At 72.7% G+C, this 26,451-nt stretch carries 26 protein-coding genes and 3 tRNA genes; 23 read left to right on the forward strand and 6 right to left on the reverse strand.

Features of this window, described 5'->3' with window-relative positions:
* Positions 1 to 60: 60 nt before the first annotated feature.
* The 5 genes from HUN58_RS13330 to ccsB all read left to right on the forward strand — a co-directional run bounded on the left by HUN58_RS13330 (position 61) and on the right by ccsB (position 4,835).
* Positions 61 to 717, forward strand: coding sequence for a histidine phosphatase family protein (locus HUN58_RS13330; RefSeq protein WP_180224911.1), 657 nt, complete (start codon positions 61 to 63; stop codon positions 715 to 717).
* Positions 717 to 1,328: a TlpA disulfide reductase family protein gene (locus HUN58_RS13335; protein ID WP_114849721.1), complete on the forward strand. Its 612-nt coding sequence runs from the start codon at positions 717 to 719 to the stop codon at positions 1,326 to 1,328. The genes HUN58_RS13330 and HUN58_RS13335 overlap by 1 nt, the downstream gene beginning before the upstream one ends.
* Before the next feature lie 45 nt (positions 1,329 to 1,373).
* On the forward strand, positions 1,374 to 2,072 hold the full coding sequence (locus tag HUN58_RS13340; RefSeq protein ID WP_114849874.1) for a cytochrome c biogenesis CcdA family protein: 699 nt from the start codon (positions 1,374 to 1,376) through the stop codon (positions 2,070 to 2,072).
* Between the two features lie 97 nt (positions 2,073 to 2,169).
* The gene (locus HUN58_RS13345; protein WP_058742577.1) at positions 2,170 to 3,849 is read left to right on the forward strand and encodes a cytochrome c biogenesis protein ResB; all 1,680 of its coding nucleotides are present in this window, start codon (positions 2,170 to 2,172) and stop codon (positions 3,847 to 3,849) included.
* 8 nt (positions 3,850 to 3,857) lie between these two features.
* Positions 3,858 to 4,835, forward strand: a complete 978-nt coding sequence (ccsB, locus tag HUN58_RS13350; protein ID WP_114849873.1) for a c-type cytochrome biogenesis protein CcsB — start codon at positions 3,858 to 3,860, stop codon at positions 4,833 to 4,835.
* A 262-nt stretch (positions 4,836 to 5,097) separates the two neighbouring features.
* On the opposite strand, the gene HUN58_RS13355 is transcribed toward ccsB, so the two are convergent.
* Complete coding sequence (locus HUN58_RS13355; protein ID WP_180224912.1) at positions 5,098 to 6,078, reverse strand: o-succinylbenzoate synthase; 981 nt, start codon at positions 6,076 to 6,078, stop codon at positions 5,098 to 5,100.
* Between the two features lie 207 nt (positions 6,079 to 6,285).
* Between HUN58_RS13355 and HUN58_RS13360 the strand changes: the two genes are divergently transcribed.
* The 4 genes from HUN58_RS13360 (at position 6,286) to HUN58_RS13375 (ending at position 10,123) form a co-directional block, all read left to right on the forward strand.
* Positions 6,286 to 6,855, forward strand: coding sequence for a hypothetical protein (locus HUN58_RS13360; RefSeq protein ID WP_141862289.1), 570 nt, complete (start codon positions 6,286 to 6,288; stop codon positions 6,853 to 6,855).
* 107 nt (positions 6,856 to 6,962) lie between these two features.
* Entirely contained in the window at positions 6,963 to 7,892 is a 930-nt protein-coding gene (locus HUN58_RS13365; protein WP_180224913.1) for a 1,4-dihydroxy-2-naphthoyl-CoA synthase, read from the forward strand.
* Entirely contained in the window at positions 7,892 to 9,028 is a 1,137-nt protein-coding gene (locus HUN58_RS13370) for an AMP-binding protein (protein ID WP_180224914.1), read from the forward strand. Before HUN58_RS13365 ends, HUN58_RS13370 begins: the two co-directional genes overlap by 1 nt.
* A 99-nt stretch (positions 9,029 to 9,127) precedes the next feature.
* Positions 9,128 to 10,123 (forward strand): 1,4-dihydroxy-2-naphthoate polyprenyltransferase, encoded by a 996-nt coding sequence (locus HUN58_RS13375; protein ID WP_174777922.1) that lies wholly within the window; start codon positions 9,128 to 9,130, stop codon positions 10,121 to 10,123.
* A gap of 55 nt (positions 10,124 to 10,178) precedes the next feature.
* Here HUN58_RS13375 and HUN58_RS13380 read toward each other — a convergent pair whose 3' ends face one another.
* Complete coding sequence (locus HUN58_RS13380; RefSeq protein ID WP_058742574.1) at positions 10,179 to 10,502, reverse strand: DUF4229 domain-containing protein; 324 nt, start codon at positions 10,500 to 10,502, stop codon at positions 10,179 to 10,181.
* Positions 10,503 to 10,580: 78 nt separating this feature from the next.
* Between HUN58_RS13380 and HUN58_RS13385 the strand changes: the two genes are divergently transcribed.
* Together HUN58_RS13385 and menD are read left to right on the forward strand one after the other, a co-directional pair.
* Positions 10,581 to 10,937, forward strand: a complete 357-nt coding sequence (locus HUN58_RS13385; protein ID WP_083520054.1) for a PLDc N-terminal domain-containing protein — start codon at positions 10,581 to 10,583, stop codon at positions 10,935 to 10,937.
* Entirely contained in the window at positions 10,909 to 12,666 is a 1,758-nt protein-coding gene (gene menD / locus HUN58_RS13390) for a 2-succinyl-5-enolpyruvyl-6-hydroxy-3-cyclohexene-1-carboxylic-acid synthase (protein ID WP_180224915.1), read from the forward strand. The genes HUN58_RS13385 and menD overlap by 29 nt, the downstream gene beginning before the upstream one ends.
* A gap of 359 nt (positions 12,667 to 13,025) precedes the next feature.
* Here menD and HUN58_RS13395 read toward each other — a convergent pair whose 3' ends face one another.
* Complete coding sequence (locus HUN58_RS13395; protein WP_180224916.1) at positions 13,026 to 14,285, reverse strand: isochorismate synthase MenF; 1,260 nt, start codon at positions 14,283 to 14,285, stop codon at positions 13,026 to 13,028.
* A gap of 84 nt (positions 14,286 to 14,369) precedes the next feature.
* On the opposite strand from HUN58_RS13395, the gene HUN58_RS13400 reads away from it, so the two are divergent.
* From HUN58_RS13400 to HUN58_RS13415, 4 genes are all read left to right on the forward strand, one after another.
* Positions 14,370 to 15,182, forward strand: coding sequence for a demethylmenaquinone methyltransferase (locus tag HUN58_RS13400; protein WP_180224917.1), 813 nt, complete (start codon positions 14,370 to 14,372; stop codon positions 15,180 to 15,182).
* Positions 15,183 to 15,212: 30 nt separating this feature from the next.
* On the forward strand, positions 15,213 to 16,289 hold the full coding sequence (locus HUN58_RS13405) for a polyprenyl synthetase family protein (RefSeq protein WP_180224918.1): 1,077 nt from the start codon (positions 15,213 to 15,215) through the stop codon (positions 16,287 to 16,289).
* A 62-nt stretch (positions 16,290 to 16,351) separates the two neighbouring features.
* Positions 16,352 to 17,722: an FAD-dependent oxidoreductase gene (locus HUN58_RS13410; protein WP_141862276.1), complete on the forward strand. Its 1,371-nt coding sequence runs from the start codon at positions 16,352 to 16,354 to the stop codon at positions 17,720 to 17,722.
* Between the two features lie 34 nt (positions 17,723 to 17,756).
* Entirely contained in the window at positions 17,757 to 18,875 is a 1,119-nt protein-coding gene (locus HUN58_RS13415) for a heparan-alpha-glucosaminide N-acetyltransferase domain-containing protein (protein ID WP_180224919.1), read from the forward strand.
* Between the two features lie 75 nt (positions 18,876 to 18,950).
* Here the strand turns inward: HUN58_RS13415 and cls are convergent, their stop codons facing one another.
* Both cls and HUN58_RS13425 read right to left on the reverse strand, forming a co-directional pair.
* Positions 18,951 to 20,411, reverse strand: a complete 1,461-nt coding sequence (gene cls, locus HUN58_RS13420; protein ID WP_114849709.1) for a cardiolipin synthase — start codon at positions 20,409 to 20,411, stop codon at positions 18,951 to 18,953.
* An 11-nt stretch (positions 20,412 to 20,422) separates the two neighbouring features.
* Positions 20,423 to 20,911 (reverse strand): YajQ family cyclic di-GMP-binding protein, encoded by a 489-nt coding sequence (locus HUN58_RS13425; RefSeq protein ID WP_114849708.1) that lies wholly within the window; start codon positions 20,909 to 20,911, stop codon positions 20,423 to 20,425.
* A gap of 144 nt (positions 20,912 to 21,055) precedes the next feature.
* On the opposite strand from HUN58_RS13425, the gene HUN58_RS13430 reads away from it, so the two are divergent.
* From HUN58_RS13430 to HUN58_RS13450, 5 genes are all read left to right on the forward strand, one after another.
* Positions 21,056 to 21,137 (forward strand) — tRNA-Tyr (locus HUN58_RS13430).
* A 78-nt stretch (positions 21,138 to 21,215) separates the two neighbouring features.
* Positions 21,216 to 22,037, forward strand: a complete 822-nt coding sequence (locus HUN58_RS13435; RefSeq protein WP_180224920.1) for an inositol monophosphatase family protein — start codon at positions 21,216 to 21,218, stop codon at positions 22,035 to 22,037.
* Between the two features lie 180 nt (positions 22,038 to 22,217).
* Complete coding sequence (locus HUN58_RS13440) at positions 22,218 to 23,303, forward strand: M23 family metallopeptidase (RefSeq protein ID WP_141862268.1); 1,086 nt, start codon at positions 22,218 to 22,220, stop codon at positions 23,301 to 23,303.
* Positions 23,304 to 23,395: 92 nt separating this feature from the next.
* A tRNA-Thr gene (locus HUN58_RS13445) sits at positions 23,396 to 23,467 on the forward strand.
* A 30-nt stretch (positions 23,468 to 23,497) separates the two neighbouring features.
* Positions 23,498 to 23,574: transfer RNA gene (locus tag HUN58_RS13450), tRNA-Met, on the forward strand.
* 364 nt (positions 23,575 to 23,938) lie between these two features.
* Here the strand turns inward: HUN58_RS13450 and HUN58_RS13455 are convergent.
* Positions 23,939 to 24,316 carry a hypothetical protein gene (locus tag HUN58_RS13455; RefSeq protein WP_058741949.1) on the reverse strand — a complete coding sequence of 126 codons (378 nt, stop codon included), beginning with the start codon at positions 24,314 to 24,316 and terminating at the stop codon, positions 23,939 to 23,941.
* Between the two features lie 127 nt (positions 24,317 to 24,443).
* Here HUN58_RS13455 and HUN58_RS13460 point away from each other — a divergent pair, with 127 nt between their 5' ends.
* From HUN58_RS13460 to HUN58_RS13470, 3 genes are read left to right on the forward strand one after another with little or no spacing between them, the layout of a single operon-like run.
* Complete coding sequence (locus HUN58_RS13460) at positions 24,444 to 24,893, forward strand: MaoC family dehydratase N-terminal domain-containing protein (protein ID WP_114849705.1); 450 nt, start codon at positions 24,444 to 24,446, stop codon at positions 24,891 to 24,893.
* Positions 24,890 to 25,315 (forward strand): MaoC/PaaZ C-terminal domain-containing protein, encoded by a 426-nt coding sequence (locus HUN58_RS13465; protein ID WP_180224921.1) that lies wholly within the window; start codon positions 24,890 to 24,892, stop codon positions 25,313 to 25,315. The genes HUN58_RS13460 and HUN58_RS13465 overlap by 4 nt, the downstream gene beginning before the upstream one ends.
* Positions 25,312 to 26,343, forward strand: a complete 1,032-nt coding sequence (locus HUN58_RS13470) for a UDP-N-acetylmuramate dehydrogenase (RefSeq protein WP_180226154.1) — start codon at positions 25,312 to 25,314, stop codon at positions 26,341 to 26,343. The genes HUN58_RS13465 and HUN58_RS13470 overlap by 4 nt, the downstream gene beginning before the upstream one ends.
* The last annotated feature ends 108 nt before the right edge of the window (positions 26,344 to 26,451 follow it).

The raw sequence follows: 26,451 nt of genomic DNA on the forward strand, positions 1-26,451 counted from the left end.
CGCATCCGTGAATCCGCTGTGGGGCGGGTGGGAACAGCGGAGCGACCTAGACTGGAACCCATGCCCGCGACACGGATCCACCTCGTCCGGCACGGCGAGGTCCACAACCCGGGGCGAGTGCTCTACGGCCGTCTGCCCGGCTTCGGCCTGAGCGACCTCGGCGCCCGGATGGCCGCGGCGTCGGCGACCGCGTGGAAGGAAGCCGGCGTCGATGTTCGCCGGATCGTGGCGTCCCCGCTCCAGCGCACGCAGGAGTCCGCAGCGCCGTGGGCCCAGGCCTACGGCCTCGACGTCTCGCTCGACGAGCGCCTCATCGAGCCGACGAACCGGTACGAGGGGCAGCGTCCCGGCTTCACGAAGCGGTCGCTCGGTCGCCCGACGGAGTGGCCCTGGATCGCGAACCCGTTCCGACCGAGCTGGGGCGAGGCGTACGAGTCCATCGCGGGCCGCATGCTCGCCGCCGTCACCACGGCGTGGGAGAGCGTCGACGAGGGCGACGTCGTCCTCGTGAGCCACCAGCTGCCGATCTGGACGGTGCACCGCAAGCTCGCGGGGGAGCCCCTGTGGCACGACCCGCGCAAGCGCCGGTGCGACCTGTCCAGCATCACGACCGTCGAGCGTGTGCCCGCCACCTCGTCCGGCCGCTTCACCGAGGTCGGGTACGCGGACCCGGCGCACGCGTTGCGCGGATCCGCCGTCGACGAAGGAGCTGTCTGATGTCCACCCGAACCCGGTTCGCCACCCTCGCGGCGACGGCGGTGATCGCCGCCCTGGCGCTCGCCGGGTGCTCGTCGTCGAACGACTCGCTGTCCAAGCAGTACGGCAGCGGGACCACGCAGAACTACATCTCCGGCGACGGCGCGGTGACCGAGGTCGCCGCCGACAAGCGCACCGACCCGGTCGAGTTCAGCGCGAAGGACTCCGACGGCGACACCATCTCGTCGAAGGCGCTCCGCGGCAAGGTCGTCGTCCTGAACTTCTGGTACGCCGGCTGCCCGCCGTGCCGTGCCGAGGCGAAGTACCTCAACCAGGTGCACGACCAGTACGCCGACCAGGACGTCGCCTTCGTGGGTGTCAACGTCCGGGACGAGGCCGGTACCGCCGCCGCGTTCGAGCGCACCTTCAAGGTCGACTACCCGAACGTGCTCGACGCGGGGACGGGCACGATGCAGCTCGCGCTCTCCGGGCAGATCGCCCCGAACGCCGTGCCCGCGACGATCGTGCTCGACAAGCAGGGTCGCGTCGCCGCCCGTGTGCTCGGCGCGGTCGACGGTCCGAGCATCCTGCAGACCCTGGTCGGCGACGAGCTGCACGGCAAGGCCTCCTGACCCGTGTCCGGCAACCCCTTCGCCGACGCGATCCTCAGCGGCCAGATGGTCGTCGCGCTGCCCGTGGCCGCGCTCGCAGGGCTCGTGTCGTTCCTGTCGCCGTGCGTGCTGCCGCTCGTCCCGGGCTACCTCGGGTACGTCGGCGGCGTCGCCGAGGGCGGGCAGCGTCGCGGCCGTGTGGTGCTCGGGGTGCTGCTGTTCATCCTCGGCTTCACCGCCGTGTTCGTCGCGTACACGACCGTCTTCGGTGCGCTCGGCTTCTGGCTCGTCCGCTGGCGCGACCTCATCACGCAGGTGCTCGGCGTCGTGGTCATCGCGATGGGGCTGGTGTTCGTCGGCCGGTTCACGTTCCTGCAGCGCACGCTCAAGCCGTCGTGGACGCCCGCGACGGGTCTCGTCGGCGCGCCGCTCCTCGGCATCGTGTTCGGCCTCGGCTGGACCCCCTGCCTGGGCCCGACGCTCGCCGCGATCAACCTGCTCAGCGTGCAGTCGGGCAGCGCCTGGCAGGGCATGTGGCTCGGCGTCGCGTACTGCCTGGGCCTCGGCGTCCCGTTCGTCCTCGTGGCGCTCGGCGCCGGCTGGGCCACCGGGGCGATCCGCGCCGTCAAGCGCCACATGCGTGTCGTCAACATCATCGGAGGAGCGATCCTGATCGTCATCGGTCTGCTCATGGTCACCGGCATCTGGTCGGCCGTCATGTCGAGTCTCGGGGCGGTGATCCAGAGCTTTGTCCCCGCAGTCTGACCGCGACGCCGACGACACCGCGCGCGCCGACGCCCCAACGGACGCCACCGCGACCGACGCCACCGCACCCGACGACACCGTCTCCGGCGGCGACCCCATGCGACCGTCGGACCACGTCGACAGCACCGCCGCCGCGGCCGCGGACGACGCCGACGGCGGGGTGACGCAGCCGAAGCTCGGGTTCGTCGGCTACCTGCGCTTCTTCTGGCGGCAGCTGACCAGCATGCGGACCGCACTGTTCCTGCTCATGCTCCTCGCGCTCGCGGCGATCCCCGGCTCCCTCGTGCCGCAGCGGACCGCGGACCCGAACGGCGTCGTGCAGTACAAGGCCGACCACCCGCAGCTCTTCCCGGTGCTCGACACGCTCCAGGTCTTCGACACCTACACCTCGGTGTGGTTCTCGGCGATCTACCTGCTGCTGTTCGTGTCCCTCATCGGCTGCATCGTGCCGCGGACGAAGCACCACTGGCAGGCCCTCCGCACCCGCCCGCCGCGGACCCCGGTGCGGCTCGGTCGCCTGGCGGGCTACCGCTCCGTCCCGGTCGAAGCAGCGGCGCTCCAGGGCGACCGGACGACCGACGTGGGCGGTGCGACGGACGCAGCCACGAGCCTCCCGTCCGTCGACCACGCCGTGACGCGAGCCGCCGCGCTCCTGAAGCGGTCCGGCTACCGCGTCGAGCGCTTCGGCGACTCGGTCAGCGCGGAGCGCGGCTACCTGCGCGAGACCGGCAACCTCGTGTTCCACGCGGCCCTCGTCGGTGTGCTCGTCGCCGTCGGGCTCGGCGGTGGCTTCAGCTACACCGGACAGCGGCTGCTCGTCGAGGGCCAGACGTTCTCGAACGTCCTCGGCTCCTACGACTCGTTCAACCCGGGTCGCTGGTTCACCCAGTCCGACCTGCAGGGCTACAACCTGACGCTCGACAAGTTCACCACGACGTACGAGGAACGCAACCTCGACGCCCTCGGCCAGGCGCTCGACTACTCGGCGACGATCACCGCACGTCAGAAGGACGGCCAGGAGCGCACGGAGCGCCTCGGCGTCAACGAGCCGCTGTCCATCGGCGGCACCAACGTGTACCTGCTCGGCAACGGCTACGCGATGCAGGTGACGGTGCGCGACGGCGACGGGAACGTGGCGTTCAAGGACGTCGTGCCGTTCCTGCCCGAGGACGCGAACTACACGTCCACCGGCGTCATCAAGGTCCCGGACGCGAAGCCGTCGCAGCTCGGCATGGTCGGGTTCTTCTACCCGACGGCGTCGAAGCTCGGCTCCGGTGCGTTCGCGAGCGCCTACCCGGACGCGCAGAACCCGCTGCTGACGCTGCAGGTCTACCGCGGCGACCTCGGGCTCGACAGCGGCGTGCCGCAGAGCGTCTACTCGCTCGACACGAGTGGGCTCGAGCAGATCGCCGGACGCCAGTCGAAGGCGGCGAGCATCGAGCTGAAGCCCGGGCAGTCGAAGGAGCTCCCCGACGGCACGGGCTCGATCACGTTCGACGGCGTCAAGCGCTACGTGTCGCTCGACGTGCACCACGACCCGTCGCAGCTCTTCGTCGCCGGCTTCGCGGTCCTCGCCGTGCTCGGTCTGCTCACCTCGCTGTTCGTCCCGCGCCGACGTGTGTGGGTGAAGGCGGTCCCGCGTCGCGGTGCGGAACACGGCGAGTACGACCTGGAGTACGCCGGGCTCGCCCGCGGCGAGGACCCCAACCTCGAACGAGCGGTCGCGGACATCGCTCGACGCCACCTGTCGGACCTCGGAGTTAGGATCCCTGCGTGAACCCGGACATGACGACCAACCTCGCGACCTACTCGGTCGTGCTGACCTACTCGGCGATCGCCGTGTACGTCATCGCGTTCATCGCGTTCGCGCTGGACATGGCGAAGCGCTCGGGTGAGGTCACCGCCGCCGCTGCCGGGGCGTCCACCGCGGCGGCCGAGCGGACGGTCGCCACCGTCCAGGGCGGCACGGTCGTGCTCGAGAAGGTCGCCGAGTCGGCTGATCGGTCGGACCGCGGCACGAAGTTCGAGCGCGTCGGCATGGCCGTGACGATCCTCGCGCTCGTGCTGCACGTCGGGGCGGTCGTCCTCCGGGGCATCGCGGCCGACCGTGTGCCGTGGGGCAACATGTTCGAGTTCTCGCTCACGGGCACGGCGCTCATCACGCTGATCTTCCTGCTCGTGCAGTTCTGGCAGAACCTGAAGTTCCTCGGTGTCTTCATCAGCGGCCTGACGATCATCCTGCTCGGCATCGCCACGGTGAACTACTACGTGCCCGTCCGGCCGCTCGTGCCGGCGCTCGAGTCGTACTGGCTCGTCATCCACGTGTTCGTGGCGATCGCCGGGACCGGGTTCTTCGCCCTCGGCGCCGGGCTCGCGGTGGCGCAGCTCGTGCAGACGTCCCGACAGAGCCGCGGTCTCGCGACCAAGCTGCGGTTCATGGAGACCCTGCCGGACGCCGACCGGCTCGAGGTCCTGAGCTACCGGGTCATCCTGGTCGGCTTCGTCCTCTGGACCTTCACGCTGATCGCCGGTGCCATCTGGGCCGAGCGAGCGTGGGGCCGCTACTGGGGCTGGGACACGAAGGAGGTCTGGACCTTCATCATCTGGACCCTCTACGCCGGGTACATCCACGCCCGTGCGACGCGCGGTTGGCGCGGGGCGCGCTCGTCCTGGCTGGCGCTCATCGGGTTCGCCGCGGTGATGTTCAACTTCGCCGTCGTGAACGTGTTCTTCAAGGGGCTGCACAGCTACTCCGGCCTGTGAGCCGTCGAGTGCGGTGACGGACCAGGATCCGTGACGGACGGGAGGCGCGGTGCCGGCTGGCACCGCGCCTCCCGTCCGTCACGGGTGCGGCCCGGCGGTCGCGTGCTCGCTCGGGCTGGGGTGCGCTCGAGCGGGCCACATCTGGGCCGCTCGACGTCGCCCGGCGACGGATTGCGCCCGCGCGGCGAACGCGCGCGGCGTGTCCTGCCCGCTCGGCGCCCGCTCGGCGCGCCACAAGGGCGCACGCGCCGCCGCCCGCGGGTCAGGCCGCGGCGAGCAGGGCGTGCGTCCGCCGGAGCCGGTCGAGCCACCACGCCCGGCGCTCCGGGGCCGCGGCGTGCCGCTCGAGCAGCTCGACCGACACCTCGGCCCGCCGGACGGCGACGCGCCCGCCGACCGGCAGGAGCGGGGTCGCGGTCACGTCGGCCTCGAACATCGCCGCCGTGCCGAGTCCGGCGGCGTAGCCCGGGGACATCGCCGCAGCCGCGAGGAACGCCCCCATCCCGAGTCCGACCGAGGTGTCGAGCGCGCTGGACACCACGCACGGTAGACCGGCCTCGGCGACGATCCGCTGCGCAGCGGTCACGCCCCCGAGCGGCTGCGCCTTCACGACCAGGACGTCGGCAGCGCCGGCCCGTGCCACCGCGAGGGGATCGGCGGCACGGCGGACGCTCTCGTCGGCGGCGATCGCGACCCCGAGTCCGGAGGTCCGGCGGCGGAGCTCGGCGAGCTCGGGCACGGTCCGGACCGGCTGTTCGACGTACTGCAGGTCGAGGGGCGCGAGGGACTCGAGCGCCCGGACCGCCTGGTCGACGGTCCACAGGCCGTTCGCGTCGACCCGGACGGCGGCGTCGGGACCCATCACACGACGGACCGCGGCGACCCGGGCGACGTCGTCGTCCAGGGTCGTCCCGGGTTCGGCGACCTTGACCTTCGCGGTCGTGCAGCCGGGGTAGCGGGCGAGGACCTCGGCGACGGCGTCGGCGGGAACGGCCGGGACGGTGGCGTTCACCGGGACGGAGTCGGCCGCCGGCTCGTGGTCGGTCCAGCCGAAGTCGATCGCCGCGCGGAGCCACGCGGCGGCCTCGGCGTCGTCGTACTCGACGAACGGCGAGAACTCCGTCCAACCGGCGGGACCGCGGAGCACGAGGGCCTCGCGGGTGGTGATGCCGCGGAAGCGCACCCGCATCGGCAGGGCGACGACGTGGGCGTCGGCGGTCAGGTCGGCGAGGTCGGGGAGCACGGTCCATCCTCCCGCAGGGACCGCGAGCGCGCTCGGGCCCACCGCAGGTCACGGTCCGGACACGTCCAGCGCGTCCGCCGGTTCCTCGGAGCGGACCGCCAGGGCCGGCCATTAGCATGCGACGGTCGGCCAGCGCCGACGCACGTGCACCACGTGACCGACGTCGCGGCGACGACCGCGACGCACCCTGTGACGATTGGAGGGCCGGTGCCGCCGGAACCGCAGCAGCGCGCGCAGCGAGCAGCCGCGCCCGCGACGAGCGCGCAGCGGCGACCCGCCCCCGCACCGGCCCGCACGACGCAGGACAAGCAGGTCCGCACGGCGCCGGACAAGCAGCTCCGAGCCGCGCAGGGCAAGCAGGCCCGCGGCGCCACGAACCAGCGGGTGGGCGCCCGTCCGGCCGGGAGCGGCACGAGCGACTTCGAGCGCCTCATGCAGCGCAACACCGTCGACGCTCGGACCCTCGCGCAGCGGGCCCGCCGGCGCAAGAACCCGATGGCCGGCAAGATCGCCCTCGGCCTCGCGATCGTCTCGGCCGCGGTGGACGCCAGCGCCTTCGCGGTGTTCATGGGCGGCGACACCACCTTCGCGTTCGGCATCTGCTTCGTCGTGGTGTTCCTGACGCTGATCGCCGCGGTGCTCGGCTTCGTCGCCGCGGTCGGGTCGTTCGGCCGCTGGTACGGCGCGATCGGGGTCGTCCTGGCGTTCTTCGCGAACCCGGTGATCCTCATCGTCCTGCTGGTGGTGGTGGCGCCCGAAGCGCTCACCACCATGTGACCGGCCCGACGCACCACGAGCACGCCGCACCACGAGCACGACGCGGCCCGACGCACCACCAGCACGAGCACGACCGCCTGCCCGGGCGACGGCGATACGGTGGAGGCATGCCCGCCCCCGTCTCCGACCTGTTCGACCCCGACGTCTGGACCGCGGCTCCGATCGCGGAGCACTTCACCGACATCACGTACCACAAGCACGTGTCGCAGGGCATCGTCCGCGTCGCCTTCGACCGCCCCGAGGTCCGGAACGCCTTCCGTCCCCGCACGGTCGACGAGCTGTACCGCGCCCTGGACGACGCCCGCCAGGACCCCCGCGTCGGCGTCGTCATGCTCACCGGCAACGGCCCGAGCCCGAAGGACGGCGGGTGGGCGTTCTGCTCCGGCGGCGACCAGCGCATCCGTGGACGGAGCGGCTACCAGTACGTCGGCGACGAGGGTGCCCCGCCCGAGGGCGTCGACCCCGCCGCGGCGCAGGCGTCGATGGGCCGCCTGCACATCCTCGAGGTGCAGCGCCTCATCCGCATGATGCCGAAGGTCGTCATCGCGGTCGTCCCGGGCTGGGCGGCCGGCGGCGGGCACTCGCTGCACGCGATCTGCGACCTGACGATCGCGAGCGCCGAGCACGGGAAGTTCAAGCAGACCGACGCCGACGTCGGCTCGTTCGACGGCGGGTACGGCAGCGCCTACTACGCCCGCCAGATCGGCCAGAAGCTCGCGCGCGAGGTCTTCTTCCTCGCCGAGGAGTACTCCGCCCAGCGTGCCTACGAGATGGGTGCGGTGAACAAGGTGGTGCCGCACGCCGACCTGGAGCGCGAGGCCATCGCGTGGGGCGAGACGATCCTGGGCAAGTCGCCGACCGCGATCCGGATGCTCAAGTACGCCTTCAACGCGGTGGACGACGGGATGGTCGGCCAGCAGGTCTTCGCGGGCGAGGCCACGCGCCTCGCCTACGGCACGGACGAGGCGGTCGAGGGCCGCGACTCGTTCCTGCAGAAGCGCGAGCCCGACTGGACCGCCTTCCCCTGGCACTTCTGATGGCCCGTCCGCTGGTCGCGCTGGGGGCGTCTGACCCGTCGGCCGTGCTGCGCGGCCTGGAGGCAGCGCTCGCCGGCGGCCCCGCGCTGCTCCCCGTCGCGGAGGACGCCCCGGCCCTGCCGACCGCACCACCGTCCCACGTCGAGCAGCGGGTCGCCCTGGTCGTCGAGACGAGCGGCTCGACGGGGACCGGCAAGCGGGTGGCACTGTCGTCCGACGCCGTCCTCGCGGGTGCGGCGGCCGCGGACGCGACCCTCGGCGGACCGGGCGCGTGGCTCCTCGCGTTGCCGACGCACTACATCGCCGGCCTCAACGTCCTGACGCGGTCGATCACCGCCGGGACGACCCCGGTCGTGCTGCCCGTCGGCCACTTCGACCCCGCGGCCTTCGCGGACGCGGTGGACCGGCTCGACGTCGGTCCGGCCGCCCCGCGACGCTACACCTCGCTCGTCCCGGTGCAGCTGGCGCGGGTGCTCGACGACCCCCGGGCGATCGCGGCCGCGGCGACGCTCGACGCGGTGCTCGTCGGGGGGCAGGCCACCCCGGTGCCCCTCCGCGAGCGTGCCCGTGCCGCCGGCGTCCGTGTCGTCACGACCTACGGCGCGAGCGAGACGAGCGGCGGCTGCGTGTACGACGGCGTTCCCCTCGGGCCGGTGCGGGCCGCGGTCGACGACGGGGAGCTGCTGCTCGCCGGGCCGGTGCTCGCCGAGGGGTACCTCGGCGACGACGAGCGGACGGCGCGGACCTTCACGGAGCGCGACGGCCTCCGCTGGTACCGGACGGGCGATGCCGGGCAGGTCGAGGACGGCCGCGTCCGCGTGCTCGGGCGGCTCGACGACGTCGTGATCTCCGGTGGTGAGAAGGTCCCGCTCGGTGCGGTCGAACGGATCGTGCGCGGCATCGCCGGACAGGAGAGCGCGGTGGTGACGCGCCGCGCGTCCGCGGAGTGGGGCGAGGTGCCCGTCGTCGTGACGGAGCGGTCGCTCGACCTGGACACCGTGCGCGCCGTCGTCGGCGACGTCCTCGGCCGGGCCGCTCGGCCCGCCGACGTGGTCGTCGTGGACCGCCTGCCGATGCTCGCGTCGGGCAAGCCGGACCGCCGGGCGGTGCGCGCGATCGCCGACTCCGCCGGCTGACGGGCCGTTCGTCCTGACGGCCGGGCCGCCTGACGGACCGGGGCCGGCGTGGCGGAGGTGCGCCGTGCCTCCCGGTCGACGTCGGTACGATGGTCGGCCGTGGCACGTACGAAGAACACGACCCCGGCGAAGCGCCGCAGCGGCAACCCCGCGAAGGCCGCTGCGCCGCAGCGCACGAAGCGGCGCGCGACCGCACGCGACTGGATCGGCGGGGCGCGCCTGCGCACCCTGACGCTCGGTGTCGTCCCGGTCGTGCTGGGGACGGGCGTCGCGTTCGTCGACAGCGGCGAACCCGGCGACTTCGGTGCGTACCTGGCGAAGGACCACCACCTCGTCGTGGCCCTGCTCGCCCTCGCGGTCGCGCTGTTCCTGCAGATCGGCGTGAACTACAGCAACGACTACTCGGACGGCGTCCGAGGCACCGACGAGTTCCGCGTCGGACCCGCGCGTCTGACCGGGGCCGGGCTCGCGAAGCCGCGCACCGTGCTCACCGTCGCGCTGACGTTCTTCGGCCTGGCCGCGGTCGCGGGTCTCGTCATCGTCGTGCTCACCGGGCTGTGGTGGCTGCTGCTCGTCGGCGCCGCCGCGATCGTCGCCGCCTGGTTCTACACCGGGGGCAAGCGGCCCTACGGGTACAACGCCCTCGGCGAGGTGTTCGTCTTCGTGTTCTTCGGGCTCGTCGCCGTGCTCGGTACCGAGTTCGTGCAGATCCGCGCGGTCACGACGAGCGGGTGGGCGGCGGCCGTCGCCGCGGGCCTGTTCGCGTGCGCGGTGCTCATGGTGAACAACATCCGCGACATCGACGAGGACCAGCAGGCGGGCAAGCGCACCCTCGCGGTCGTCGTCGGCCGTCCGGTGGCCCGCGTGCTCTTCGCGCTGTTCCTGCTGCTGCCCTACGTCGCGCTGCTCTGGTTCACGCTGCTGTACTTCCGGACCGGCTTCGCGTACTTCTCGCTGCTGCTTGCCCTGCCTGCGCTGGCGATCGGGGTGTCGTCGCGGAAGCCGCGGGAGCTCATCACCGCGCTCCAGCTGTCGTCCTTCGCGTCGCTGGCCTACGGCGTCGTGCTCGGCGTCACGCTCGCCGTCCAGCCGTAGCGGCCGCTGCGGCGGTCAGGCCCGAGCGGCGCCGGGCACGGCCGGTGGCAGCGAGTCACTCCTCGCCGGACTCCCGACGGACCTCGTGCCGCTCGGCATCGGACACCGGACGCGGCGCGGGGGAGTCGGAGTCGGCGGCGTCGACGAAGTCGTCCTCGAAGTCGCTGTCCGCGTCGTGCTCCTTGCGGGGCCGACGGGACGCGAGGCTCGAGGTGACCTGACCGCGCAGTCCCGGGAGCGCGATGTACGAGACGAGCAGGCCGATGAGCGCCGCACCGATCGTCGCCCAGTACCAGGGCAGACCGATCACGAACAGGACGACGAGGGCCACGGCGAAGATGCCGAGCCGGGCCAGGGTGTAGACGAGCCACGCTTTCACCCGACGAGTCTACGGACCCCACGGCGCACGGCGGCTGACGGGCAGGCGCATCCCAGGCGCCGAACCTAGACTCCGTCCATGGTCCGTCTGTGGTTGATCGTCGTCGTCGCCGCCGTGGCCTTCACGGTCTACGCGGTCATCGACTGCGCGACCATGCCCCGGCAGCGCATCCGGTCGCTCCGCAAGGGCTGGTGGATCCTCCTCGTGCTCGTCCTGCCCGTCCTCGGCGCCGTGCTGTGGTTCCTGCTCGGCCGGGCCCCGGCGGCCAGCGGCCCGGGCCCCCGCTACCGTGGACCCGAAGACGACCCGGACTTCCTCGGTGGCCCCCGCGCCCCCGAGCCCCACCGCACGGACAAGGACCAGGACGACGAGACCCTCCGAGACCTCGAAGAACAGTTCCACGAGCGTGACGACGACGGCCCCGCCGATCGCTGACGGCCCCGCGGGATCCGGCAGCCCGGCGACCGACTTCGCCCTCGCGCTCCTCGGCGCCCTCGCGCGCTCCGGCGTCACCGACGTCGTCGTCAGCCCCGGTTCCCGCTCGCAGGCCCTCGCCCTCGCCGCCGTCGCCCTCGAACGGGCCGGCGGGGTCACGGTGCACGTCCGGCTCGACGAGCGCACCGCCGGGTTCTTCGCCCTCGGGCTCGCCGTCGAGAGCGGCCGGCCCGCCGCGGTCGTGACGACCTCGGGCACCGCCGTCGCGAACCTGCACCCCGCCGTGCTCGAGGCGCACCACTCCGGCGTACCGATGGTCGTGCTCAGCGCCGACCGTCCGGACGAGCTCCGCGGCATCGGCAGCAACCAGACGACCGTGCAGCCGGGGCTGTTCGGCCCTGCGGTCGCCTTCGTGCGCGACGTGCAGGCGCCGACAGCGGGTGGGATCGACCACGACGCCGTCCGGTCCCTCGCCCGCGAGGCCGTCGCCGTCGCCGCCGGCCACACCGGTCAGCCGGGTCCGGTGCAGCTCAACGTGGCCTTCCGCGAGCCGCTGTCCGCGGGGCTCCGCGCCGAGGACGTCCAGGGCGTCCCCGACGACGAGGTCGACCTCGAGCACGCCCGGCGCCGGGTGCACACGGACCTGCCCGTCGCGGAGCTCGCGCCCGACGAGGTCCCCGGGACCGTCGTCGTCGCAGGACACGACGCCGGCGAGGACGCCGAGCGGATCGCGTGGGAGCTCGGTGCGCCGCTGCTGGCCGAGGTGTCGAGCGGAGCGCGCTTCGGGCGGAACCTCGTCGTCGCCTACCGTGACCTGCTCCGCGACGCCGACTTCGGCGGGGCGGTCCGTCGCGCGGTCGTGCTCGGCCACCCCACGCTCAGCCGCGAGGTCCCCGCGCTCCTGCAGCGCGACGACGTCGAGACCGTCGTGGTCCGCGGACCGGGGGCCGACCCGTACGACCCGGCCCGTGCCTCCCGTCCGTCCGCCGAGACCACCTTCGTGTCCGACGTCCGCGTGACGGGCCGGACCACCCCGGCACACCGGGCGTGGGTGGGGCGCTGGGTGGCGACGAGCCGCGCGCTCCTCGGCGACGGCGACGCCGGTCCGGACCTGGACGCCAAGCGGTCCGCCGACCGGACCGAGCGCAACCGATTCCTGCGCGACGAGGTCGCGCTGCGCCGCCGCGCCGTCGACCGCGAGATGCTCGTCGAGGCGGTGTGGGGCGCGACGTGGCCGCACGACCGGCTCGTGCTCGGCGCCTCGCAGCTCATCCGGGTCGCGGACGCGCACGTCGCCGGCAAGAAGCTCCGGGTGCACGCCAACCGCGGGCTCGCGGGCATCGACGGCACGGTGTCGACGGCGCTCGGGATCGCGGCGGCGCTGGAGCGGTCACCGGACTCGATCGGCACGACGCGGGTGCTCGTGGGGGACCTGACGTTCCTGCACGACATCGGCGCGTTCGTCACCGGGACCGAGGAACGGCGGCACCGCGTGCAGGTCGTGGTCGGGAACGACGGCGGGGGCGCGATCTTCCGCGGGCTCGAGGTCGCCGCGACCACGCCCGAGCAGGACATGCGACGGATGATGACGACGCCGCAGCAGGTGGACGTCGAGCGTGTGGTGACGGGGCTCGGGTGGTCCTACCGGCGGGCGGCGACGTGGGGTGACCTCGAGGCGGTGCTCACCGATCCCGCGCAGCGACTGGTGGTTGAGGTACCGCTGGGCTGACGGGCCGGAGCCCGCTCGTGGGCTTTCGTCTCGTCTCGTCGAGACGGTCCGGTCGCGTCGAGACGCCGCCGGATCCGGGGGCGTCTCGCGTGTGGCGGTGCGTCTCGCGCGGACGCGGGCGTCTCGCGTCCGCCGTGTGGCCGGGTGGCACCGGACGGGAGGCACGGTGCGGGCCCGCCACGATCCTCCCGTCCGGGCGCGGTCACCCGGGTGACGTTCCCGCCCATCGCACCCGACATGGGAAGCCGATCCGCGCGTCGGAGGCCGGAAGGAACGACTGCCCACGCGCGGATCGGTCTCCCGTGCGCGGATCGGCACCCGACGCGCGGATCGGCACCCGCCCGCCTGCCGGCGCGCGCTCAGGCCAGGGCGTCGCGCACCGGGCGGAACTTGAGCGCCGTCTCGGCGACCTCGCGCGCCGGGTCGGAGCCGGCGACGATGCCTGCGCCGGCCCAGGCGCGGACGGTCCCGTCGTCCTCGATGCGAGCGCTGCGGAGCGCGAGCATCCACTCGCCGTCGCCGTTCGCCCCGAGCCAACCGACGGGTCCGGCGTAGCGGCCCCGGTCGACGCCCTCGAGCTCGGCGACGAGCCGCACGGCCACGTCGGTCGGCGTCCCGGCGACCGCGGCCGTCGGGTGCAGCGCGTCGGCGACGTCGAGCGAGGTCGTCCCGGCGGGGAGCGTCGCGTGCACGTCGGTCGCGAGGTGCCAGAGGTTCGGCAGCTGCAGCCGGAACGGCTCCGGGTCGGCCCGCAGGTCGGTGGCGATCGGTCGGAGCGCCGCCAGCAGGCTCGCGATCGCGAAGCCGTGCTCCTCGACGTCCTTCGCGCTCGACGCCAGGGCCTCGGCGGCGGCGCGGTCGGACACCGGGTCGGTTCCGCGCGCGGCGCTGCCGGCGAGCACCCGCGCGGACAGCTCGGTGCCGTCCGTCCGGGCGAGGGTCTCGGGTGTCGCGCCGACGAGCCCGTCCACGGCGAACGTGACGCACTGCGGGTAGGCGGCGGCGAGGTCGAGCAGGATCGCCCGGCGGTCGGCGCCGTCCGGCAGGGTGCCGACGAGGTCGCGCGCGAGCACGACCTTGTCGGCGCGGCCCGCGGTGATCCGGCGGACGGCCTCGGCGACGTTCGCGGCGTAGGCGTCCTCGTCGACCCGGCCGGGGCCGAAGGCGACCGAGACGTGCCCACCCACCGCGGGCACCGGGACCGAGGTCCGGGTGAACGCGAGCGGAGCCGGGTCCGGGGTCGTGTCGACGGCGGTGAGCCAGGCCTTGCCGCGGCGCTTGCCGATGACCACCCGGGGGACGACCAGCACGCTGCGCTCGGCGGAGTCGTCCGCGAAGGTGAAGGAGCCGAACGCCACGAGCCCGGTCCCGCGGAGCTGCACCGGGTCGTCGACCACGGCGCTGCCGACGACGTCCCGCCAGACCGCTGCGGCGTCGCGCATCCGGTCCGGTCCGGAGAACTCGCAGCGCAGGGCCTCGCCGATCCCGACGATGCCGTCGCCGCCCCGCACGAACGCGAGCGGAGCGTCCCGCAGGGTGTGCCGCAGCACGTCGCCGGGATCGTCGAGGATGCGGGTCGAGACCGTGAGCGTGGGAGCCGCCGTGGTGGTTCGGGTCACGCACCGATCGTACGCGCGGACGGGGTGCACGGGCCCCGGCCCGGCGTCGGGGACACCCTCGGGCGCGACCTCTAGGATGGTGCGGTGAGCAGAGCGGACCTGAGCAAGCAGCCGGCTGAAGTGGCGGCCATGTTCGACGACGTCGCCGCGAAGTACGACCTCACGAACGACATCCTGTCGGCGGGCAACGCCCCGCTGTGGCGCGTCGCGACGGTCCGTGCGGTCGACCCGCAGCCGGGGGAGCGCGTCCTCGACATCGCCGCCGGCACGGGCACGAGCGCTGCGGCACTCGCCAAGAAGGGTGCCGAGGTCACCGCGCTCGACCTGTCCGCGGGCATGATCGCCGTCGGGCGTGAGCGCCACCCCGAGATCACCTTCGTCGAGGGCGACGCCGAGCACCTGCCCTTCGACGACGACTCGTTCGACGCCGTGACGATCTCGTTCGGCCTCCGCAACGTGAACGACCCGATGCAGGCCATCACCGAGATGCTCCGGGTGCTCAAGCCCGGCGGTCGCGTCGTGATCTGCGAGTTCTCCACCCCGCCGATGGCGCTGCTGCGCTTCGGCTACGGCGCCTACCTCAAGCGCGTGCTCCCGGGCATCGCGCGGCTGTCGAGCAGCAACCCGGCCGCCTACCGCTACCTCGCCGAGTCCATCGAGGCCTGGCCCGACCAGCAGGTCCTCAGCCAGTGGCTGCGCGGCGTCGGCTTCACGATGGTCGCGCACCGCAACCTGACCGCCGGCATCGTCGCGCTGCACCGCGGCCGGAAGCCGGTCGCCGGCACCGTCCGCGAGTCGGTGGCCCGTCGAGCCAAGGCCCGTCGGGAGCACCAGCACACGGGCGAGCAGCCCAGCGTGATCGACCCCGGCGCTGAGCAGCCCGGCACGGACGCCTGACGGCCCCCACCCCCGAACACGGAGCAGCACTTGAACCCGAGCGTCCCGGTCGCACGTCGCGCACCGAGTCTCCGCGCGTCGTTGGGCATCGGCGAGCGACTCTTCGCCACGCCGTCGGAGCGCCGCTTCATCACCGCCGTCGACGACGGTCTCGAGCTCGTCGAGGAGCAGCTCGAGGTCGCGATGCGGTCCACCGACACCCTCGCCGACACGACGAGCCGCTACCTGCTGTCGGCCGGTGGCAAGCGGATCCGTCCGACGCTGACGCTCCTCATCGCGCAGCTCGGCCTGGGCGTGACGGACGCCGTGGTCAAGGCCGCGGTGAGCATCGAGACCACACACCTCGCGTCGCTCTACCACGACGACGTCATGGACGAGGCCCCGGTGCGCCGCGGTGTCCCCGCGGCACACGTGACCTACGGCAACAACGTCGCCATCCTGACGGGAGACCTGCTGTTCGCCCGTGCGAGCCTCATCACCGCGGACCTCGGCGCCGAGGGCATCCGGATGCAGGCCGAGACCTTCCAGCGCCTCTGCATGGGGCAGCTCCACGAGACCACCGGCCCGCAGCCCGAGGACGACCCCGTCGAGCACTACATCCAGGTGCTCAGCGACAAGACCGGCTCGCTCATCGCCACCGCGGCCCGCGCCGGCGTGATGTTCTCGGGCGCCGACCGGGCGTACCTCGACGCCGTCGGCACCTTCGGCGAGAAGGTGGGCGTCGCGTTCCAGCTCGTCGACGACGTGATCGACCTGGCGCCCGCGACGGACAAGACCGGCAAGATCGCCGGCAACGACCTCCGCGCCGGCGTCGACACCCTGCCCCTGCTCCAGCTCCGCCGACTCGCGGGTGACGACGCCGAGGCCGCCGCGCTGCTCGGCCGTATCGAACGCGACGTCAAGGACGCCCCGGACGACGCCGTCGACTCCACGCCGTACCAGTCCGCGGTCGCCGCGCTCCGGGCGCACCAGGCGACCACCGCCACACGCGCCGTCGCCGTGCGCTGGGCAGAGGAAGCCGTCGAGGCCCTCGCCCCGCTGCCCGACGGCACCGTGAAGCGCGCACTCACCCGCTTCGCCGAGTCGGTCGTCGAGCGGAGCCGATGACCTCGCCGGCACACCAGCCGACACCCCCGGTAGCACCCCGCACGAACGAACTGGAGACACCAGTGCCCACCCTCCGACTCGCCATCGTCGGCGCCGGTCCCGCCGGCATCTACGCCGCGGACATCCTGTTGCGGGAGGCCCGCGGGTTCGACGTCTCGATCGACCTGTTCGAGCAGCTCCCGGCGCCGTACGGCCTGGTCCGCTACGGCGTCGCACCGGACCACCCCCGCATCAAGGGCATCGTCAACGCGCTCCGTGACGTGCTCGACCGCGGCGTCGTCCGGCTGTTCGGCAACGTGCGGTTCGGCGAGGACATCACGCTCGACGACCTGCAGCAGCACTACCACGCGGTGCTCTTCTCGACGGGTGCCATCAAGGACGCCGACCTGGACGTCCCCGGCGTCGAGCTCGAGGGCTCCTACGGCGCGGCGGACTTCGTCAGCTGGTTCGACGGGCACCCGGACGTCCCGCGCACCTGGCCGCTCGAGGCCGAGAGCGTCGCGGTGATCGGCAACGGCAACGTCGCACTCGACGTCTCCCGTATCCTCGCGAAGCACGCCGACGACCTGCTGCCGACCGAGATCCCCGCGAACGTCTACGACGGCCTCAAGGCCAGCCCCGTCACCGACGTGCACGTCTTCGGCCGCCGCGGTCCGGCGCAGGTGAAGTTCACGCCGCTCGAGCTCCGCGAGCTCGGTGAGCTCCGCGACGTCGACATGGTCGTGTACGACGAGGACTTCGACCATGACGAGGCCTCGAAGACCGCCATCGCCACGAACAAGCAGGTCATGGTGATGAACCGCGTGCTCGAGCAGTGGCGCCAGCGCGAGACCGGCACCGCCAGCCGCCGCCTGCACCTGCACTTCTACGCGAAGCCCCTCGAGCTCGTCGGCGAGGACGGCCACGTCACGGCGATCCGCTACGAGCGCACCCGCCCCGACGGTCTCGGCGGGGTCGAGGGCACCGGCGAGGTCCGCGAGCTCCCGGTGCAGGCCGTGTACCGCGCGGTCGGATACTTCGGGTCCCCGCTCCCGGGCGTGCCGTTCGACGAGCGCACCGGTGTCATCCCGAACCACGAGGGCCAGGTCCTCGATGCCGACGGCCACCAGCTCCCCGGCATCTACGCCACCGGCTGGATCAAGCGCGGACCCGTCGGGCTCATCGGACACACCAAGTCCGACGCGATGGAGACCGTCCAGCACATCGTCACCGACCAGGCGTCGTGGTGGAGCCCGGCCGACCCGTCGCCCGAGGCCGTCCCGGCGCTGCTCCGCGAGCGCGGCGTGGAGTTCACGGACCTCGACGGCTGGCACGCGCTCGACGAGCACGAGCAGGCACTCGGCGGCGCCGAGGGTCGCGAGCGCATCAAGGTCGTCCCGCGCGACGAGATGGTCGACGTGTCGCTCCGTCGCGTCGACCAGCCGACGAGCTGACCGCCCCGACGACCACCGCGCTCCCCGCACCGCGATGACCACCGCCCGCCCCGCACCGCCCGCCGCGATGCGGGGCGTGCTCGTCGCGCCCGGACGGCTGCAGGGCGTCGACGTGGCGCGCGCCCTCGCGCTGCTCGGCATGATGGCAGCGCACGTCGGCGGCGTCGCGGACGCGTTCGACTGGGCCGACGGCGCGACGTGGTCCGCCGTCGCGAACGGTCGGCCGTCGACGCTGTTCGCGGTCCTCGCCGGGGTGTCGATCGGCCTGACGAGCGGCCGCACCACTCCGCCCGGGCCGCCGGCGATCGGCCGGGTCCGCGCCCGGCTGGCGGTCCGAGCGGTGGTCGTCGTCGCGATCGGGCTGCTGCTCATGGCGCTCGACACGCCCGTCTACGTCATCCTGCCGACCTACGGGGCGCTCTTCCTGCTCGTCGTACCGGTCCTGCGGCTGCGCGCACGGTGGCTGTTCGTCCTCGCCGCGGTGTGTGCGCTCGCGTCGCCGGTGGCTGCCCTCGCGGTCGTCCCGCTCTACGCGGACGCCGGCATGTTCGGGGTGCAGCTCGGGCTGGTCTACCCGGTGGTCACGTTCCTGGCGTACGTCCTGGTCGGACTCGCGGTCGCCAGGAGCGGTCTGGAGGATCGTGTCCGGCAGGTCCTGCTCCTCGCGTCCGGCGCGCTGGTCGCCGCCACCGCCTACGTGGTCGGGAACCTGGTCGCCCCGGTCCCGACGGACGCCGAGTACGCGTTCCCGGGGCTGCCGTACGCTCCGGACGACAGCACGCCGGGGCAGGTGCTCGCGCAGTACTTCGCGTCGCCCCGGGACCACTCGTCCTCGGTCGTGGACGTCGTGGCGACGGCCGGGATCGCCGTCGCGGTCGTCGCCCTGTGCACGCTCGTGTTCGACGGACGTGGTCGGACGGTCGCCCGGGTCGCGTTCCCGCTCGCGGCGGTCGGGTCGATGCCGCTGACCGTGTACGCCGGCCACCTCGTCGTCATCGCGGCGCTGCCCGAGTACCCGGAGTCCGCGACCGCGTGGGGCTGGTTCGCCGTCGGCTCGGTGCTGTTCGCGATGACGTGGCGGGCGGTCCTGGGACGCGGCCCGCTCGAGCGGCTCGTGGCGCGGCTCACCCGACTGGTGGCGGAAGCACGCTGACCCCGCGGTGCCGGGCCGGCACCGACGTCCGACGGGTCGGGCGGGGCGGACCCGCACCGTGCCTCCCGGCTGGCCCTACTGCAGGGCTGCCGTCAGCCGCGCGACGTTGTCGAGCACCTGGGACCGACGCGGACGTTCGAGCCACGCGTCCAGCGTGAGCTCGAACGAGGCCTCCTTGTAGGCGGCCTGCACTCCGCGCAGCGCGTCCACGAACCGGCGCCCGCGGACCATCACCGAGACCTCGAGGTTCAGGCTGAACGACCGCATATCCATGTTGCTCGACCCGATGACGGACACGTCGTCGTCGATCGTGAAGTGCTTCGCGTGCAGGATCGTCGGGGCGCGGTACAGCCAGATCTTCACGCCGGCACGCAGGAGCTCCTCGTAGTAGGAGCGCTGCGCGTGCCAGGTCATCGCGTGGTCGCCCATCTCGCCGACGAACAGCTCGACCTCGACCCCGCGCTGCGCCGTCGTCGTGATCGCGTAGAGCATCGAGTCGTCCGGCACGAAGTACGGCGACGTGATCGACACCTTCTCCTGGGCGGAGTAGAGCAGCGCGTTGAACAGGCGCAGGTTGTTCTCGCCGTCGAACCCGGGGCCGGAGGGGACCACCTGGCAGTCGAGGGCGTCCCCGCGGTCGGCGCGCTGCACCGGGTCGCTCTCGCGGAGCAGGAGCTCATCCGTCTCGCTGTACCAGTCGGTGACGAACAGGGCGTTGAGGCCGGCGACGACCGGACCCTCGAAGCGGGCGAACAGGTCCTTGTAGACCATGCCCTTCTCGATGTGCGACGGCAGGTCGTAGGACGGGTCGATGAGGTTCTGCGACCCGGTGAACGCGACCGAGCCGTCGATCACCATGATCTTCCGGTGGTTGCGGAGGTCCGGGCGCTGGAACTTCCCCTGCAGCGGCTGCAGGGGGAGCATGAGGTGCCACTCGATGCCGGCCTGGTCGAGGAACGCGAGCGTGTCCTTGTAGCCCGGGTAGCCGCGGCTCGCCCAGTGGTCGAGGAGGAACCGCACCGTCACACCGCGGGCCTGCGCACGGGCGAGGGCCTCGAAGTACGGCCGCGTCGTGTCGTCGATCGTCGCGATGTAGAACTCGACGTGGACGAACCGGCGCGACTGGTCGATCGCGCGGGTCATCTCCTGCACCGACTCGTACGAGTCCGGGTAGAGCTCCGCCGAGTTGCCGCCGACCAGGGGCATCGCGCCGAGCTCGCGGTTGAGCTTCGTGATGCTCTCGAGCCACGGCGGCCACGGGTGGTCCCGTCGCACGCGCTCGATGCCCTCGGTCTGCTCGAGGATGTACGCGTTGATCTCCGTCTGCTTCTCGCGCCGGGCCTTCGGCAGCTTCGTCGACCCGATCACCAGGAAGACGATGAACCCGATGTAGGGGATCAGGAAGATCGCGAGGAGCCAGGCGGTCGCGGTCTGCGGCTTCCGGTTGTACGGGACGTAGATGATCGAGAAGACACGGATCGCCAGGTCCAGCAGGACCAGGAGGACGGCGATCGCGACGCTGAGCCAGTGCTCCACGGGGTGCGGCGCTACCGGAAGTTGATGAACTGCAGCGGCACGTCGAACTCTTCACCCTTGAGGAGCTGGATCGTGTTCTGCAGGTCGTCACGGCTCTTCGAGGAGACGCGCAGCTCGTCGCCCTGGATCTGGTTCTTCACGCTCTTCGGGGCGTTCGCGCGGAGGAACGCGCCGATCTTCTTCGCGACGTCCTGCTCGATGCCGTTCTTGAACTTCACCTCGATGCGGTACTCCTTGCCCGAGGGGAAGGGGTCGCCGGCGTCCAGGCTCTTCAGGCTGATGTTGCGCTTGATCGCCTTGGTCTGCAGGACGTCGAGGACGGCCTTCGCGCGCTCCTCGGAGTTCGCCTTGATGAGGACGTCCTCGCCGCTGAACGCGATCGAGGCCGCGGCGCCCTTGAAGTCGTAGCGCTGCTCGATCTCCTTGGCTGCCTGGTTGACGGCGTTCTCCGCCTCCATCTTGTCGACCTTGCTCACCACGTCGAAGGAACTGTCTGCCATGCCGGACAGCCTAACGGCGGACGGGAGGCACGGTTCGGGTCCGGCACGCCGGCTGCGGTGGGCGGTGGTCACGACCACCCCCGGTGATCCGCTATGCTCTTGGAGCGCCTTCGGTTGGTGATCACACGAGCCGGGTGCGCACATGGCGAGTTACCCAAGCGGCCAAAGGGATCTGACTGTAAATCAGCCGGCGTAGCCTTCGGGGGTTCGAATCCCTCACTCGCCACTCGATGAACCGGCCCCGTCCTCCTCGGACGGGGCCGTTCGCGTTCCGGCACGCGTCGCGTTCCGGCATGCTGGGGTCGTGTCCGACGCGCTCACCCCAGTCCAGTTCGCCGACCTCGCCGAGTCGATCGCACGCGAAGGAGCTGCCCTCGCCGCCCGTCGTCGTGCCGAGGGGGTCGAGGTCGCGGACCGCAAGTCGAGCATCGTCGACGTCGTCACCGCGGCCGACCGCGAGGTCGAGGAGCTGATCCGTCGCCGCATCGCCGAGGCCCGTCCCGACGACGGCTTCCACGGCGAGGAGTCCGGCTCGGGCACCGGGACGTCCGGCTACACGTGGGTCGTCGACCCGATCGACGGGACCGTCAACTACCTCTACGGCAGTGACGCGTACGGCGTCAGCATCGGCGTCGTCCGCGGGGAGCCGGACCCGACGACGTGGGAGCCGGTCGCCGGCATCGTGGTGCAGCCCGCGACCGGCACCGTCTTCCGCGGCGCGGTCGGCGCCGGGGCGACCCGCGACGGGGTGCCGCTCCGCGTGGCGGCGCCGGCGTCGCTCGCCGAGACGCTCGTCGCCACCGGCTTCGGGTACACGGCGGACCGTCGTCGGGAGCAGGTCGCCGTGCTCGCCGGGCTCATCGGCGAGGTGCGGGACGTCCGACGCGGGGGAGCAGCGTCGCTCGACTGCTGCGCGGTGGGCGCCGGGACCGTCGACGCCTACTACGAGCGGGGGATCAACCCGTGGGACATGGCCGGCGGCGCGGTCGTCGCGGCCGAGGCCGGCGCCACGGTCCGCATCTGGGACGCGGGCGGGACCCGGTCCTTCCTGTTCGCCGCGCCAGCGGTGGCCGACGGACTCGAGGCACTCGTCCGACGGCTCGAGCGGGAGGTGCTCGGCGGCTGAGCGCTCCGGGCGACCTGCACGGACGTGCACGCGACTGGCGAGGAGCTGTACGTCCTGCTAGCGTGCTCCAGTCCCGTTACCTGCTCGTTACCAACGGGAGCCCTGCCCCACGCTCGTGCTCCCGACCCACGAGCGCTCCGTGCCCCGAACTCCCGCCGAACCAGGATCAGCCCCGAACGCATGCCCCACGCTCCCGTGACGCCCACCCGCACCGCCGACGTCGACGCCGCTCCCGAGCCGGTCGTCCACCTCACCCGACGCGAGCGCATCGCCGCCGAGCGACGAGCGGCAGCAGCAGGCGGACCGGTCGCAGCCCCGGTCCGTGCCGAGGTCGCCGCGCCCGTGACCCCGCCCGCGCCGGCGTCGCCGATCGACCTGGCACCCGCGTCGCCCGTGCGTCCCGAGCCCTCTGCCGGCGCGGTCACTCCGCCGGCTCCCACCTCGCCGGTCGTCGGTCAGGCTGCCGTCCGCAGGGCCGGTCGTGCCGCACGTCCCGTCGTCACCACGGCGGACCGGGCGACCAGGCACATCCCCGCGGTCCCGGCTGCCCCGGCTGCGGCCACCGCGTCCACCGGCTCGTCCTTCCGCCGGACCGCGTCGCGCATCACCGCGGTCGGTGCCCTGCTCTTCGCCGCCGGACTCGTCGTGTCGACGTCGCTCCCGGCGCAGGCGCTCTGGGTCCCGACGAGCACGACGGCCGAGCGTACCGGCAGCGGCGCCGCCCAGACCCTCGCGGTCGGCGACGGCGCGACCGACGCGGAGACCACGCGCGACCAGTACTCGGTGTCGAGTGCTGCGCAGTACAAGAACGTCGACGCGTCCTCGTTCACGAACGACGCGAACGGCACCATCCAGTGGCCGTTCCTCACCGGTGTCCCGATCACGTCCGGGTTCGGCGGCCGCCAGGTGGAGGGCTGCTCCTTCTGCTCGACGAACCACATGGGCGTCGACTTCGCCCCGGGCGAAGGCACCCCGATCCGTTCGGTCGCCGCCGGCACGGTCATCAAGGTGCAGGCGCACGACGGCGGCTTCGGCAACGACGTCTGGGTGCAGCACGACGTCGACGGCAAGCAGTTCGTCAGCGTCTACGGCCACATGAAGGACAACACGTTCGAGGTCGTCCGCGGCCAGCAGATCGAGGTCGGTCAGGTCCTCGGCCAGGTCGGCTCGACGGGCAACTCGACCGGGCCGCACCTGCACCTCGAGATCCACGTCGACGGAGTCCCCGTGGACCCGCTGGCGTGGCTCCGGGCGAACGCGAACTAGCGGTCCAGCGGCGGCACGCCCGGGCGTCACGTCCGGTTCCCGACCACCGTCGCGGGTCTGCTACTCTCGTCTGGTGCCGCCGAGCGGCACTCGCCCCGATAGCTCAGTGGTAGAGCACTTCCATGGTAAGGAAGGGGTCGTCAGTTCAATCCTGACTCGGGGCTCCGACCCGGAGCTGTGCGCTCCGGATCTCTGGCGGGGTAGCTCAGTTGGTTAGAGCACACGACTCATAATCGTGGGGTCACGGGTTCAAGTCCCGTCCTCGCTACCACAGGCCCGGCGATCCGCTCGCCGGGCTTTCGTCGTTCCCGGGCTGTGCTGGTGTCGGGCTGTGCTGGTGTCGGGCTGTGCCTGTCTCGGGCTGTGCCTGTCGCGGGCCGTGCTGATCTCGGGCTGTGCTGGTTCCGCTGCGCGCTCCGGTGACGCCAATCCGCGCGCCTGGTCGTTCCGGGCATCCCTGGTCGTCCCGGAGCACCAGGGATGCCCGATGTTGCCGGGTACGGGTGCGCGTTCCTGCCCATCACGCTCGACATGAGATGCCGATCCGCTCGTAGGGCGCTGGAAAGGACGACCTGCCTTGCGCGGAACGGCCTCCTACGCGCGGATCGGCCTCCTACACGCGGATCGGCCTCGGGTCAGCGTGGGGGAGCGGTGAGCAGGCCGGCCGCGCGCAGGGAGCGCTCGAGCGTCGCGTTCACCTGCTGCCACGCCGAGCGGCGTCGTCCGGCGCCGATGCTCCCGCCGGACACCGCGGTGCCGTGCACGGCGTGCCGCAGGGTGATCGTGGTCGAGGTCCCCGTGACGGTGGAGGACAGCTCGTAGCGGCGGAACTGCCGCGACGGGTGCACCAGGGCCCCGAGCAGGATCGTCAGCGCGCGGCTGCCCGACGTCGCGGTGAGCGTGCCGCCGGTGGACTCCACGCGGTGGCCGGCCTGGCGCAGTGCGGCGCCCGCGACCTCCATGGCCGTGCAGCGGTCACCCGTGTGCACCGCGAACTCGGTCGTCGTCTCCATCGTTCCTCCCCACCCCCGGGGTCGGCACAGCGACCCGACGACTTCCCCCGAAGCCGTTCGCGGCAGCATAGCCGAAACCGTCTCAGTTCCGGGCAGTGTGTCGCGGGGCGTCGGTAGACTCCCGGACGTGTCAGTGAACCCCGAGCTCGTCGGCAGGACGTTCCCGCCGGCCCAGCCCTACCTGGTCGGTCGCGAGAAGGTGCGCGAGTTCTCGCGGGCCGTCTTCGCGACGAACCCGATCCACCACGACCCCGACGCCGCCCGGAACGCCGGGTACGCCGACGTCGTCGCACCGCCGACCTTCGCCGTCGTCGTGCAGGAAGCCACGCTCGCGCAGCTCCTCGCCGAGCCCGACGCCGGGATCGACTTCTCGCGCGTCGTGCACGGCGAGCAGTCCTTCACGTACGAGCGGCCGATCGTCGCGGGCGACGAGCTCACCGCGACGCTGACCGTCACGAGCGTGAAGTCCCTCGGCGGCAACGCCATGGTCACCGCCGAGAGCACGATGCAGGACGCCACCGGGGAGCACGTCGTCACGGCGACCTCCACCCTCGTGGTCCGAGGAGACGACGCATGACCGCCGCACCGCTCACCGCCGTCGAGGTCGGCACCGTCGTCGCCGAGCGCACGGTCCACCTCACCCGCGACTCGCTCGTCCGCTACGCCGGGGCCTCCGGGGACTTCAACCCGATCCACTACCGCGACGACGTCGCCGCCTCGGTCGGTCTCCCCGGTGTCCTCGCGCACGGCATGCTGACGATGGGTCTCGCGGTCCAGCCGGTGTCCGAGTGGCTCGGAGACCGCGGGACCGTCCAGCGCTACGGCGTGCGGTTCACCCGCCCCGTCGTCGTCGACCCGGAACAGGGCGCCGACGTCGCCGTCGTCGCGAAGGTCGGCACGGTCGACGCGGACGGTCGCCCCCAGCGCATCGACCTCACCGTGACCGCCGGCGGGCAGACCGTGCTCGGCAAGGCGCAGGTCACGGTGGTGCTCCGCTGACCGGGTCGACGCGTCTCGCCGACCTGACGACGTTCCGCGTCGGGGGTCCCGCCAGGACGCTCCTGACCGCCGAGACCGCCGACGAGCTCGTCGCGCACGCGCACACGGCCTGGGCGGACGACGAGTGGCTGGTCGTCGGCGGCGGCAGCAACCTGCTGGTCGCCGACGACGGCTTCGACGGCACCGTCGTGCTGGTCCGCACCCGCGGCGTCACCGCCGAATCCCATTCGGACGGCGTCACCGTCCGCGTCGCGGCCGGTGAGCCGTGGGACGCGTTCGTCGCCACCACCGTCGCCGAGGGATGGACCGGACTGGAGGCACTGAGCGGCATCCCGGGCACGGTCGGCGCCGCCCCCGTGCAGAACATCGGCGCCTACGGGGTCGAGCTGTCCGACGTGCTCACCGCGATCGACTTCCTCGACGCGTCGACGGGGGAGCGCGCGTGGGTCCCGGCCGCCGAGCTGGCGCTCGGCTACCGCACGTCGACGCTCAAGCACGGCCGGCGCGGGGTCGTCCTCGCCGTCGAGTTCCGTCTCGGCTCGGCTCCCGAGGCCGGGGTGCCGGTCCGGTACGCCCAGCTCGCGGGCTCGCTGGGAGTCGACCTCGGCACGCCGGTCGACCCGGCGACGATCCGCGCGACCGTGCTGCGGCTCCGTGCGTCGAAGGGCATGGTCCTGGACGACGCCGACCCCGACACGTGGAGCGCCGGGTCGTTCTTCACGAACCCGATCGTCTCCGCCGCCTTCGCCGAGACGCTCCCGCCGGAGGCGCCGCGCTGGCCCGCCGGCGACGACGTCAAGCTCAGCGCCGCCTGGCTCATCGAGCACGCCGGAGTGCACCGCGGTTACGCGGTCCCGGGGTCCCGCGCGGGGATCTCCTCCAAGCACACCCTCGCGCTGACGAACCGGGGCGACGCGACCGCGGCGCAGGTCGCGGAGCTCGCGCGCTACGTGCAGGCGACCGTCCTGAACCGCTTCGGGGTCGCGCTCGTGCCCGAGCCCGTCGTGGTCGGTGACCTGACCGCCTGATCGCCACGATCCTCCCGGCCGTCCCGCAACCGGTCTGACGGACCGCGCCCCCGGAACGACGTCGCGCCCCGCTGCAGCGGGGCGCGACGTCGTCGACGGGGTGCGACG

This window comes from Curtobacterium sp. Csp1 (genome assembly GCF_013347185.1).